The sequence below is a fragment of the Marinitoga sp. 1138 genome, from assembly GCF_013363265.1.
Classification (GTDB): domain Bacteria; phylum Thermotogota; class Thermotogae; order Petrotogales; family Petrotogaceae; genus Marinitoga; species Marinitoga piezophila.
The window spans coordinates 23853-36801 of record NZ_LBFA01000001.1 but is presented as its reverse complement, the minus strand read 5'-3'; the positions used below and the strand labels follow the sequence as shown (position 1 = coordinate 36801).

Here is a 12949-nt window from a genome sequence, read left to right as displayed (position 1 = left end):
TTATCCCTTCTTTATTCCAACAAGTATTTCAGCACTTGTTACTACTTTTCCATTCACCTTTCCTTTTCCACTTAATTTATACATACCCATTTTCTCCTGAATCAATTCAACTTCATATACAAGCTTATCTCCAGGACGAACCTCTTTTTTAAATCTTGCCTTGTCTATACCTAAAAACAATGGTATTGCATCATCTTTTAAATCCTTCATCAATAATAATCCGGCAGTTTGTGCGAGGCCTTCTATAATAAGTACCCCCGGCATTATTGGATATTGTGGAAAATGCCCCTGAAAAAACGGTTCATTTACCGACACATTTTTATATGCAATTATTTTATTTTCTGAAACTTCTTCCACACCATCAACCAACAAAAAAGGATATCTATGTGGTAATATTTTCATTATTTCATCAATATTCATTACTCCCATTGTGTTATCACCCCTACCGCTTCAGGTCCTAAATGAGTTCCTATTACTGTATCCAACATTGAATAAACTATATCTTCATCTTTTATTCCCCTGTTTCTTAATTCTTCTAACAATTGGCCACCATATTTTAAATTGCCAGTATGAATCACTGCCAATCTCTTTAATCTCATGGAATCAATTCTTTCAAGTCCTAAATTTGCCAATTCCTTTACCATCTTACCAATACCTCTCACATTTTTTACAGGTATAATTTCCCCTTCAGTCAATGAAAGGACTGGCTTCATATTAAGCAATCCACCCATTAATGCCTTTGCTTTACCAATTCTACCACCCTTGTATAAATAATCTAAATTGGTAACGCTAAAATATATTCTTGTAGTCTTGTAAAATTCCCTTGCATATTCAACAAGTTGTTCGACGCTATACATTCCACTTTTTATTCTTTCCATTAATTCCAAAACAAGAAAACCTAAACCGTAACTGGTTAATTTTGAATCCAGTAAAAATATTCTTTTTTCATCAACCATAGAAGCTGCTAATCTTGCAGAATTTAATGTCCCACTTAATTTTTCAGAAATTGTAACTGTAATAAGATAATCATATCTTTTTAGCATATCCCTGTATACCTCTTCAAAATCCTTTACAGAAGGTTGAGAGGTTAAAGGTACGTATGATCCAACTTTTAAGTCCTCATAAAAAGTTGTCTGGCATAAATCAATTGCTTTTACATGATTTCCGTTTCTTAAAATATATAATGAAGCATATCCAATATCGTTTTTTTCCATAAATTCCTGTGTTAAATTACACGTATTATCGGTAACTATACCTATTTTCATATAAAATCACTCCTCTTACAAACTTTTATACACTATCGATGCATTATGTCCTCCAAATCCAAATGAATTCTTTATGGCATATTCTACCTTTTCTTCTATAGTTTCTTTTGGGAAATTCAAATCTTTTAATTCATCATTGGGTTCAAATAAACTTGGCATTCCATGAATAAATCCTTCTTTCATCTGCAATACCATACCTATAAATTCTATTGCTGCTGCTGCACCTAATCCATGTCCTACCAATGATTTTGTTCCCTGGATATATATTTTTTTAGCATGTTCTCCAAATGCACTTCTTAGAGCTCGTGTTTCAGCAATATCTCCAGCAGGTGTTGAAGTAGCATGACAATTTGCAAGTTTTACCTTTTCTGGATCAACCTTTGCATCTTCAAGAGCTAATTCCACAGCTTTAGCTGCACCAGTCCCATTTTCATCAGGAGCACTTATATGATAAGCATCACCTGTCATACCAAATCCTTCTACATATCCATAAATATTTGCATTTCTTTTTTTAGCGTGTTCTTCAGATTCAAGCACAATAACCCCTGCACCTTCAGCCATTACAAAACCATCTCTATCTTTATCAAATGGTCTTGATGCAGTCTTAGGATCATCATTTCTTGTTGATAATGCCATCATATTAGCAAATGCAGCTATTGGCATTGGATCTATTGTTGCTTCAGTTCCTCCAACTATTGCAACATCTACATAACCATGTCTTATTAACATACTTCCCATAATTATTGCATGTAATGATGATGCACAGGCACTTACTGTATTAAAATTAGGACCTTTTAATCCAAATTCTATTGAAACAACACCTGAAGCCATATCAGAAATCATCATTGGTATCAAGAAAGGACTAACAACTCTTGGACCTTTCTTTTCCATTTTCAAAAATTCCTTATATAATGTTTTAAATCCACCTATTCCTGATGCAACAATTACTGCTGCATTTTCCTTCCAATCTTCTCCTTCAAGATTACTATCTTCCAATGCTTCTTTTGTTGCTGCAATTGCAAACTGTAAAAATCTGTCATATCTTCTTGCAAGCTTTTTATCCATATATAACGTTGGTTCAAAATCTTTAACCTCTGCTGCAATCTTTACCTTATGATCTGTTGTGTCAAATTGAGTTATGTGATCAATACCTATAGTCATCTTTTTTAATTCTTCCTTAAATTCCTTTGTGTTTTTTGCTATTGAATTAATAGTTCCTAATCCTGTTACTGCTACTTTTCTCATTTTCATACCTCCCACTGTATTTTTTATTCCATTATTATTATTAGCAACACCGTGCCAACTTATTTTTATACGAACATTTGTTTGCAGTTTTAAAAATTTTTATACCCTGAATACATAAACTATATAAAACATATACAAATCTTATACCCTTTTATAAAAAAATCCCTTCCGAAAAATTCGGAAGGGATTTGTTCATATACTAATTATTTTCCCATGTAAGGAAATGTAGTTTATAAGTTCATCAAATAGTGGATAATTTTTCAGTGTTGAGATATCACCTATTATTATCAGTTTTTTACGGGCTCTGGTTATTGCTACATTTAATCTTCTTTCGTCTTTTAAGAATCCTATTGTTCCTTCATCGTTGCTTCTGGTTAACGAAAGGATTATTACGTCATTTTCTCTTCCCTGAAAACCATCGACGGTATTGACATAAAAATCTGTCTTTTCTTTTAAATATTTCATCTGGTCTTTGTAAGGTGTGATTATTCCAAAATCGACATTTTGTTCTTTTAATATGGTTGCCAGTTCAATTACTATTTTTGCTTCCAATGGATTGTATTTTGATTTTGAACCTTTTTTATATATTTCAAACCTTTCTGGATTTGAGGAGGTATCTACAAAAACAATTGGTGTTGTATCAAGAATTTCCTTTGTTTTTTCATCATTTACTTCTGAAAGATCAAGAGTTAAGGTTTGATTATAGACATTATCTGCACTTCTTAATATTCCGTTATAGAACTTTTGATTTGAGAATTGCATTATTTTGTCATTCATCCTATATTGAACCTTTAATATCGCGGAATGCGATGGATATTTGTTAATCATTCTTTCAAAAAGCGTTTTTGAAAGAATATTTTCTACATCTTTATTTAATATTGTTGGTGGCAATTGTCTGTGGTCTCCACCCATAACTATCTTTTTGCCATGTGTAATTGGTATATAACATGAAGGTTCTGTCGATTGGGATGCTTCATCTATTACCACAACATCAAAGGTTATATTTTCTAACTCATCTATTCCTGATGTACTGTTTGTGCTTACTATAATTTGATATTCTTCAATTATTTTTTTTATTAACTCTTCTTCCATTTCCCTGGCTTTGTCAAAGAGTTTTTGAACTTCATTGTTTATTTTTATCCATTCGTACATTTTTTTCATTACATCTGGAAATATTCCTCTTGTTCCTCTGTCTTTTAAAGCATATTTTTCAATTTGTTCGTCTGTTAACCCCCTTCTGTTTTGTGGAGTTGGTTTTATTCCTGTTTTGTCTCTTTTTTCAGATAATTGCATAGCTTCATCTCTGATTTTTACAATTTCTTTGTATTCTTCATGGTTTTCTGCTATGTAATATAATGAATGTTTTTTTAAGTCTTCGTCTACACGCCCTGGATGTCCAAGCCGGCAGATTTTAAAGGTTTCATATTTTATTAGATTTCCAAGTATATTATCTGTTGCAGCGTTTGAGTCAGCAGTTACAAGCACTTTCTTTTCTTTTTTAGCTTCCTGGACTATAATTTCTGTTAATGTTCTTGTTTTTCCTGTTCCAGGTGGTCCATGAATTAAAAATATTTCTTTGCTTCCAATTGCTTTTTCTACTGCTTCTTTCTGAGATTTGTTCAATGAGTTATCAAAAAACTTTATTTTTTCTTTTTTAATGGGTGTTGGTTTATATTTCCCGGTAAATATGTTTTTTAATATTTTTAATTCATTTTCAGCATAATTCATTTTTAAAATGGCTTTTTGCATTCTTTTAAAGGTTATTTCATTTAAGAATAAATCAAGTCTTATGTTTTTGCTTTTATATACCCAAACAGGAATTTTTTCAGAAAAGGATACGATAATATACTTTTTCCCAACTTCTGTAACCGTCGCTGTTAAATCACTTTTTAATGGATCGCCTTTACTTACCAATACAATATCTCCAGAAGAAATCTCTGTTTTTATATCCTTTTTTCTGCCAAATTTTACTATGTATAAGTTACCTATTTCCCTTCCAAGATATTTTCCAGAAAGGCCTGTTATAGCCCTTCCCATTTTTTCCCTTTCTTTTTTGTACAATTTTATTTCATTTTTCATAGCCTGTATTTCTGCTTCTTTTTCCAGTTCTATTGCTTCATACAGTTTTTCAAAAAAGTTCATCGCATCACCTCATAATTGATTATATATTTAAATTTTATGTTATAATATTTCTGAAAAAAATAAAGGAGTTGAAATTTTGATTGGTGAATATCCTGAAAAGTCATGGTCTCTTTCAAAACATAAAATTTTGAATAAATGCCCTCGTGAATTCTACTTCACAAAGTTTTATAAATGGCGTGGTTGGGAAGATACTGTTGAGTACAGAAAAAAACTTGCGTATAGGCTGGATAAAATCACTACAATTGAAAAATATCTTGGTAATGTAGTTCATGATTTTATCACAATAAATATTACTACATCTTCTTTAAATAACAAAAGAGATGCTGTTAATTTCATAGGAAATAAATTTAATATTGCCATAAAAGATTCGTATAAACATAAAAAGCAATGGTTTGAAAGACCTAAGGATTATGTTATGTTCCATTCTGTTTATTATAACACGAGAAAATTATTTGATGATAATTTTGGAAGAAATTTAAAAGAAAAAACTGAAAAAATAATTAATAATTACTTTTCTTCTGATACTTATCAGCGATTAAAAGAGGAACATATTAAATATGAAGTTGATGAAACTAATTTCCCTCATTTTTTTATAAATGATTATAAGATTTACAGCATTATCGATTTAATGTTCGAACAAAATGGAAAGATTTATATTGTTGATTGGAAAACAGGAAAGCCTTCTAAAGATGATGAATTTCAATTAAGGTTATATGCATTATATGCTTCTTTAAAGTATGGATTCCCACTTGAGGACATTATCTTGATTAATGAATATCTTCTTTATGGTTATGCAGAAGAAAGAGTATTTAAAAATGAGGATATTATAGAAGTTGAAGAGTTTATAAAAGAACAGATAAAGGTTTTAGAAGGTTATCTTAAGGATTCATATTTAAATATTCCAAAAGATGAAGAATATTTTGTAGCAAATCCATCTATAAATAATTGTAAATGGTGTAATTTCAAAGAAATATGTCCTGCATATAAGGAAATGAGGGAAAAGAACAAAATTTAAAATGGATTTCTTGACAATTTAAACTTTATATTATATAATAATTTGTGATGTGGGGTCGTGGCGCAGCTGGGAGCGCGCTACCATGGCACGGTAGAGGTCGTGGGTTCAAGTCCCATCGACTCCACCAGAAAATGGGGAATTTATCCCCATTTTTTTGTTTTTTTGTTAAATGTATGATATAATTTAAGGGGTGAGAAACTTGCATAATAAAACATTTATCTTCGATCTTGATGGAACATTATTAAATTCAAATGAGTCCATTTCCCAAAGAACTGTTGAAAGTATTAAAAAAATATTTGAAATGGGAAGTTTTATAATTATTGCAAGTGGTCGAATGTATAAATCTACAAGATTAATTGTAGAAAAATATATGCCTTTTTTACATAATAACATCCCTATTGTTTCATATAATGGTGCATATGTTGTAAGTCATACAGGGGAAGTTGTTTTTGAATCTGATATTTTAAAGGATTTAGCTATTAAGGTTATTGAGGATTTAAAAAAACACGATACACATGTGCAAATATATTTAAATGATGATTTAATTACCGATAAAGACAATGATGAAATAAAACAATATGCCAAACATTCAGGTGTTGAATATAAGATTGTAAAAGATATTGTTGAGCATATAAAACAACATGGAGAACCAACAAAAATTCTCGCTATAAATCAACCAGAGAAACTTGATATTATTCAAAAATCCATGACAGAAAAATATGGAAATACCTTAAATATAGTTAGATCATTTAGTATTTATCTTGATTTTTTAAATAAGGATTCATCCAAAGGTCTTGCTTTAAAGAAATTAAAGGAAATTTACAGATTTAATCTGGAAGAAGCATATATATTCGGAGATAGTGAAAATGATATATCTATGCTTTCTCTGTCAAAGAATTCTTATGCAATGGCCAATGCAAATGAACATGTTAAAGAATCTGCAAGAAATATAACCCTATCAAATGATGAAGAGGGTGTTGCTATTGTCCTTGAAAAGATTATTTCTAATTTTAGTAATAGTAATTAATTTTATTTATGTTTTTTCTGAAAAAATACCAATTGAAAAAGAAAAAGTAATAATAGGTTATTTAAATACCTCTTTAGAAGATTCAGTCAATAAAGAGGCTTTTTATGGTTATTTGCTAAATTTACATGAATTAGATAAAGAATTGGATTATTTTGTTTTAGGCACATTAAACTCTTATGACTTGATATTTGAATTTTCAAAAAGTATAGGCTCTTTTTTAAAAAGAAAAGGATATGATTTTGTTGTATTTGGTAATTTAGCCACATTAAAAAAAGGAACAGAAAATTTTTTAGAATATATTGCAAGCTCCCCATATATAGTATCCCAGGTTCTTTATACTATGATACGCGGGTTTGAAACATCAGGCATTTTTCCTGTTATCTACCTCAGACAGGATTTTGATTCAGATGTAAAGAATTCCTTAGAACAAAAGGCTGGAAAAGTTTTTTATTATTCTAATACATATGATAAAACCTTTATGTTTTATGATAAAATAGAAAAAAAGGTATTTTTAAATAATGATATTTATCCAGAATTAAACTGGGAAATTTTTAATTCTGAAAATTATAAAGAAATAATAAAAGAAATATATGAAAATTCTATTATTGTTACAGGCTGGATAGGAAAAAACTATAAAAAATACTATAGAAAACTTCCTGAAAACAGTAAAGAAAAAAGTATAGTTTATTTTTCAAAAAGCGTTGAAAATCTTATAAACGATTTTATCAACAATAAAACTCCTATATATTCTGCAAAGAAAAATTGGAGTTGGTAAAAAAATAAGGGGGGAATAAAATGGATTTTGAAAATAAGGTAAATCAATTAGAAAAAGAGAATAATCAATTGAAGGAAAAAGTTGATCAACTTGAAAGTACAATTGATAATATGAATAAACTTATTGAAGAATATAATACTTTTACTAAAGAAGAGATAGATGCATATAGTGATTTTGTAGATGATATTATCACACGTGATTTTATTGATCCATCAACAAGGGTATATTCAAGAAAATTTTTTGATAAGATTTTTTACCTGTTACTTGAAAAGGCTTTCGAAAGCCAGAAAAATTATGGTCTTATTATTCTAAAATTACCGGAATTAGCTGAAATAAAATACGAAGGTGAATTGTATAAAGGTCCTGAAATGGAAATAGGAAAAATATTAAGAAGCAATGTAAGATTGCCGTTGGACTTAGTGTTGAGATATTCAAAAACAACATTTGCCATAATTATACCAGACATTACAGAAGATGTATTGTTTAAAGTTTCCGACAGAATAAAAAGTCAAATTGAAAAACTTGATTTTATAAACAATTTAGAGATATACAAATTTTATTTACCTCAAGATTTAACATCTACGGGAGATTTAATAAAATATTTTGAATAGCGCTATTCATATGAATGGAGGAAATAGAATGAAACATAGATTGGAGATTGAAACCATGGGTAAAATGAAAGTTGCCGGACCTCAATATGCAAACGGTGAAATCACCATATCCGGTTCAAAAAATTCGGCATTACCTATATTAGCTGCAACAATTCTAACCGATGAAAAGGTTATATTGCATAATATACCAAATCTTGCTGACGTTAATACAATGATTGAAATATTAGAAAACACAGGTAAAAAGGTTACGTGGGAAAACTCAACATTAGTTATAGAAAAAGGCGAAGAAAAAATCAATTCTATTTTACCCTATGGTCCTGTAAGAAAAATGCGAGCTTCATTTAACGTACTTGGCCCACTTACCATAAGAAATGGTTATGCAAAAGTTGCATTACCTGGAGGTTGTTCAATAGGTGTAAGACCTGTTAATTTTCATTTAGAAGGTTTAAAAAAATTAGGAATTGAATCAAAAATCGAACATGGTTATACAAATTCAAAATTTACAGAAAATAATCATCAGAAAAAAATACATATTTCATTGCCTTTCCCAAGTGTTGGTGCAACTGAACATTTAATTACAACAGCAGTAATGTTAAAAGATACTGAAACAATATTGACCAATTGTGCCCAAGAACCCGAAATTGTAGATTTATGTAATTTCCTAATTTCAATGGGAGCTAGAATCGAAGGTCAGGGATCATCTAATATCAAAATTTATGGCACCGATAGATTATACGGAACAGAATATACTATTATTCCAGATAGAATTGAAGCTGGAACTTATGCTATATTAGGAGCTATACTCGGGGGAAAAGTTACTTTAAACAATGTAATAGAAGATCATCTTTTCTCCTTACTTGATATTTTTGAAAAACTCGGAATTCATTATGAATTTAAAAATAATACGTTAATTGTTAGCGGTATTTCAAAAATGGAATTAACTCCTGTTGATGTTGAAACCTCGACATTCCCTGGATTTCCAACAGATTTACAACCTCAACTAATGGTATTGCTTAGCTTAATTCCTGGAAGATCATCTATAACAGAAAATGTTTTTAAAACAAGATTTAATCATGTTGATGAACTTAACAGAATGGGTGCAAAAATTTTTGTTGAAAGTAATACGGCAATTATTACAGGAGTAACAAAGTTATCAGGCGCTCCACTTGAAGCAACAGATTTAAGAGCATCAGCAGCATTATTAATTGCTGCGTTAGCAGCTGAAGGGGAAACTGTAATTAATAACGTTGATCATATATTTAGAGGATATGAAAAATTATTTGACAAATTAGAAAAACTAAATTTAAGTGTTGAATACTTTGAATAAGGCAGTTCTTTTAAAGAACTGCCTTATTTTTAATTTATAAGATTAATGGAAAATAAATGAGTATAATTATCATCTTGCCATTTTCTTAACATAAATACAGCATAATTGATATTGAAATTTTTTTCATAAAGCGTTAGAATACAAATGACACAATATTTTATTTTGGAGGGATTATTTTGATATCAAAAATTATAAAAAGTATTCAACCATCTATTACTCTAGAATTAAATGCAAAAGCTATAGAGCTTGAAAAAAGTGGAGAAGATGTAGTTAAATTAACTGCTGGAGAACCGGATTTTATAACTCCTAAAGAAATTATTGAAAGTGCTTATAAAGCTATGCTTGAAGGAAAAACAAAATATACTGACTCAGCTGGTATTTTGGAATTGAGAGAAAAAATTGCTGATTTTATTAATAGTAGAAGAAACACAACATATACTCCAGATAATATTGTTGTATCCAATGGCGGAAAACAGGCATTGTACAATACGTTATTGGCATTATTAAACCCTGCAGATGAAGTTATAATGCTTGATCCTGCATGGGTAAGTTATGAAGCTCAAATAAAAATGGCCCGTGGAATTCCTGTTCATGTTCCATTAAAATTCAAAAATAATTTTATTCCAAAAGCTTCTGATATAGAACCTTATTTAAGCGAAAGAACAAAAGCTATAATTATTAATTCTCCAAATAATCCAACTGGCGCCGTATATCCCGAAGAAACATTTAAAGAAATTTATGAATTAATAAAAGATAGAGAAATTTATATTATAAGTGATGAAGTATATGAAAAATTAGTATTTGAAGGTGATTTTTTCTCACCTACACAATTAGAAGAATTAAGAGAAAGAACTATAATAATTAATGCTTTTTCAAAAACATGGTCAATGACAGGGTGGAGAGTTGGTTACTCAGTAGCTCCAAAAGAAATTTCAAAAGAAATTAAGAAAATACAGAGTCATCTTTCTTCAAATATCAATACTCCTGCTCAATATGGTGCATTATCAGCATTTGATGTAGATATTGATTATTATATAGAAAAATTTGATGAAAGAAGAAAATTTGTTTTGAACAAATTCAATCAAACAGATTTACCTTATGTTTATCCAAAAGGAGCATTTTATCTATTTATAGATGTTTCAAAATACGATACTAATGACTTAAATTTCTGTAATCAACTATTAAAAACAAAAAAATTAGCTGTTATACCTGGTAGTGGTTTTGGAGCTAAAGGGTTCATAAGAATTTCTTATGCAAACTCTATAGAAAATCTTGAAAAAGGAATCAATAGACTTATTGAATATATCAATGAGGTGAGATAATGAAAATTGATTTAGTTACTGCAGAAATTGGCAGTACAACAACTATAGTAACCTTATTTGATAAAATAGATACTAAAAAGCCTATTATTCTTTCTCAAGGAGAACATTACACAACTATTAATGAAGGGGATATAACAATAGGTATAGAACGAGCATTGAAAATTGCCGAGGAGCGTTTAGGAGAAAAGGTTGAATGGAATAAATTCCTTGCAACGTCCTCAGCCGCCGGCGGTTTGAAGATGACTGTTCATGGACTTGTATATGATATGACTGTAAAAGCTTCAAGAGAAGCTGCTCTTGGCGCTGGTGGTGTAATAAAATATATCACCGCTGGCAAAATGAGAAAATCCCATTTAAAAAAGATTCTTGAAATAAAACCAAATGTAATTTTTCTTGCTGGTGGTGTTGATTATGGTGAAGAAGAAACTGTATTACATAATGCCGAATTATTAAGGAATTTACCTATAAATGTTCCTGTAATTTACGCAGGAAATGTTGCTGTTGTTGATGAAATTAGAGAAATTTTTGAAGATAGTGGAAAAAAATTATATATTACCGAAAACGTATATCCAAAGGTTGATCAATTAAATGTTGAACCGGCAAGAAAGGTAATTCAAGAGGTTTTTTCTGAACATATTATCCACGCGCCAGGAATGGAAAAAATAGAAGAATATGTTGATGAAAAAATTATTCCTACACCTGCAGCTGTAATGAGAACTACACAACTATTAAGTGAATTATATAAAGATGTTTTAACAGTAGATATTGGAGGAGCAACTACAGACGTTGACTCTGTTACTGAAGGCGATCCAGAAATTCAAAGTATTATGATTAATCCTGAACCAGTTGCCAAAAGAACCGTAGAAGGGGATATGGGAGTATTTGTGAATGCACATACAGTAATAGAACTTATTGGCGAAAAAGAATTAAGAAAAAGATTTGAAAATTTTGATAAACTTGTTGAAGAAATTTCTCCATACCCCAAAACCATTGAAAATGAAAAGTTTATGGCAGCATTAGCTGAATATTGTTTTGTTGAAGGAATAAGAAGACACGCTGGAAGGAAAAAACATATCTATACACCTTTAGGGAGAAAAACTATTGCTCAGGGAAAGGATTTAACAGCTATAAAATATATTTTTGGAACTGGTGGTGTTCTTACAAGATCAAAATTCAATAAAACTATAATAAAATCAATTATCGGCCAACATAAACATCATCCTGATGAATTGTTGCCAAAAGAAATCAAAAAAATTGGTTATGATAAAAATTATATTTTCGCTCCTATTGGAGTAATTTCAACTATTGACAAAGAAATTGCTATTAATATATTAAAAGAAGATATAGAATTTTTTAATATTGATTGAAAAAACGCAAATACCCTGATATAATATAAATATAATAAAAATTCTATCAGGGGGCGAAATTATGAAGAAATTTCTTTTCTTATTTTTTGTTTTTGTATTATCGTTATTAGTATTTTCCGAAAAATTCTATCTTTTAAATGGTAAAGTTATTGAAGGTAAATTAGTACACTATTACAATGGTATATACGATGTGCAATTGAAAGATTCTTTAATTCAACTTAATGAAAAAGATATCGTAAAAATTATAATTCCAAAGCACATTGAAAAATATGTTTATCCTTTTATTGAAAAATCAAATGAATGGAAAATAGGAGGAAGAAGACAGGGCGGTAGCTTAATATATGTAGATACTGTGGATGGTAAAAAATGGTTAAGAATACATAAAGACGGTTTTTCTGAAAACAATTTATATAAAGATTTCAAACTTCCATATGGAAATAGAACACATGTTAATTTATCTGTTGATATGATGGGATTCACTTCAAGTACAAAAAGTACTGATGAAAAAGAATATTCTTTAGCAGGATTATTAATTGTTTTTATGGATAAAGATGGATATGAAGTTGGAAAAACATCATATGTATGGGGAAATAATTCCTATCCTTTTGAAAAACATAAATGGATTAATCGATTATATGCTACAATGTATACGCCATTTGAATTAAACTTTGATGTATCTAAATTTGCAAATGAAAAAGCTGATAAAATGAGAATTGTATTCTGGACATATTGTAGTAGTAATAAAAAGGATTTGGTTGCCGATTTATGGATTAAAAATTTCAACTTGATTTTATCGTATCCAACATTTGAAAAATAATCTCAAGTCTCCCTAACGGGAGGCTTTATTTTTAGA

The 12949-nt window shown here is 29.6% G+C and carries 12 protein-coding genes and 1 tRNA gene; 9 read left to right on the top strand and 4 right to left on the bottom strand.

Going from position 1 to position 12949, the window contains the following annotated elements:
- From fabZ to XO11_RS00210, 4 genes are all read right to left on the bottom strand, one after another.
- The gene (gene fabZ, locus XO11_RS00225; protein WP_041638659.1) at positions 1–420 is read right to left on the bottom strand and encodes a 3-hydroxyacyl-ACP dehydratase FabZ; all 420 of its coding nucleotides are present in this window, start codon (positions 418–420) and stop codon (positions 1–3) included.
- Entirely contained in the window at positions 420–1265 is an 846-nt protein-coding gene (locus XO11_RS00220; protein ID WP_175417937.1) for a DegV family protein, read from the bottom strand. The genes fabZ and XO11_RS00220 overlap by 1 nt, the downstream gene beginning before the upstream one ends.
- Before the next feature lie 15 nt (positions 1266–1280).
- Entirely contained in the window at positions 1281–2510 is a 1230-nt protein-coding gene (gene fabF / locus XO11_RS00215; RefSeq protein ID WP_014295574.1) for a beta-ketoacyl-ACP synthase II, read from the bottom strand.
- Between the two features lie 192 nt (positions 2511–2702).
- Positions 2703–4652, bottom strand: a complete 1950-nt coding sequence (locus XO11_RS00210) for an IGHMBP2 family helicase (RefSeq protein ID WP_175417936.1) — start codon at positions 4650–4652, stop codon at positions 2703–2705.
- Between the two features lie 76 nt (positions 4653–4728).
- Here XO11_RS00210 and XO11_RS00205 point away from each other — a divergent pair, with 76 nt between their 5' ends.
- The 9 genes from XO11_RS00205 (at position 4729) to XO11_RS00165 (ending at position 12913) form a co-directional block, all read left to right on the top strand.
- Positions 4729–5667, top strand: coding sequence for a PD-(D/E)XK nuclease family protein (locus tag XO11_RS00205; protein ID WP_014295572.1), 939 nt, complete (start codon positions 4729–4731; stop codon positions 5665–5667).
- Positions 5668–5718: 51 nt separating this feature from the next.
- Positions 5719–5794: transfer RNA gene (locus XO11_RS00200), tRNA-Ala, on the top strand.
- A 72-nt stretch (positions 5795–5866) separates the two neighbouring features.
- Positions 5867–6694 carry a Cof-type HAD-IIB family hydrolase gene (locus XO11_RS00195; RefSeq protein ID WP_014295571.1) on the top strand — a complete coding sequence of 276 codons (828 nt, stop codon included), beginning with the start codon at positions 5867–5869 and terminating at the stop codon, positions 6692–6694.
- Entirely contained in the window at positions 6657–7469 is an 813-nt protein-coding gene (locus XO11_RS00190; RefSeq protein WP_148265113.1) for a hypothetical protein, read from the top strand. The genes XO11_RS00195 and XO11_RS00190 overlap by 38 nt, the downstream gene beginning before the upstream one ends.
- A 20-nt stretch (positions 7470–7489) precedes the next feature.
- Positions 7490–8080: a diguanylate cyclase gene (locus tag XO11_RS00185; RefSeq protein WP_014295569.1), complete on the top strand. Its 591-nt coding sequence runs from the start codon at positions 7490–7492 to the stop codon at positions 8078–8080.
- A 55-nt stretch (positions 8081–8135) separates the two neighbouring features.
- On the top strand, positions 8136–9407 hold the full coding sequence (gene murA / locus XO11_RS00180; protein WP_041638655.1) for a UDP-N-acetylglucosamine 1-carboxyvinyltransferase: 1272 nt from the start codon (positions 8136–8138) through the stop codon (positions 9405–9407).
- Between the two features lie 176 nt (positions 9408–9583).
- Positions 9584–10729, top strand: a complete 1146-nt coding sequence (aspC, locus tag XO11_RS00175; protein ID WP_014295567.1) for an aspartate aminotransferase — start codon at positions 9584–9586, stop codon at positions 10727–10729.
- Entirely contained in the window at positions 10729–12096 is a 1368-nt protein-coding gene (locus XO11_RS00170) for a GlmL-related ornithine degradation protein (protein WP_014295566.1), read from the top strand. The genes aspC and XO11_RS00170 overlap by 1 nt, the downstream gene beginning before the upstream one ends.
- A gap of 61 nt (positions 12097–12157) precedes the next feature.
- A complete protein-coding gene (locus XO11_RS00165) occupies positions 12158–12913 on the top strand; it encodes a hypothetical protein (RefSeq protein ID WP_075780036.1) in 756 nt (251 codons plus the stop codon).
- Positions 12914–12949: the final 36 nt, after the last annotated feature.

Bases quoted from the DNA above. Each gene is read 5' to 3' on its own strand.
- fabZ (WP_041638659.1), bottom strand. From the start codon at position 420: ATGAATATTGATGAAATAATGAAAATATTACCACATAGATATCCTTTT.
- XO11_RS00220 (WP_175417937.1), bottom strand. From the start codon at position 1,265: ATGAAAATAGGTATAGTTACCGATAATACGTGTAATTTAACACAGGAA.
- fabF (WP_014295574.1), bottom strand. From the start codon at position 2,510: ATGAGAAAAGTAGCAGTAACAGGATTAGGAACTATTAATTCAATAGCA.
- XO11_RS00210 (WP_175417936.1), bottom strand. From the start codon at position 4,652: ATGAACTTTTTTGAAAAACTGTATGAAGCAATAGAACTGGAAAAAGAA.
- XO11_RS00185 (WP_014295569.1), top strand. From the start codon at position 7,490: ATGGATTTTGAAAATAAGGTAAATCAATTAGAAAAAGAGAATAATCAA.
- murA (WP_041638655.1), top strand. From the start codon at position 8,136: ATGGGTAAAATGAAAGTTGCCGGACCTCAATATGCAAACGGTGAAATC.
- XO11_RS00170 (WP_014295566.1), top strand. From the start codon at position 10,729: ATGAAAATTGATTTAGTTACTGCAGAAATTGGCAGTACAACAACTATA.
- XO11_RS00165 (WP_075780036.1), top strand. From the start codon at position 12,158: ATGAAGAAATTTCTTTTCTTATTTTTTGTTTTTGTATTATCGTTATTA.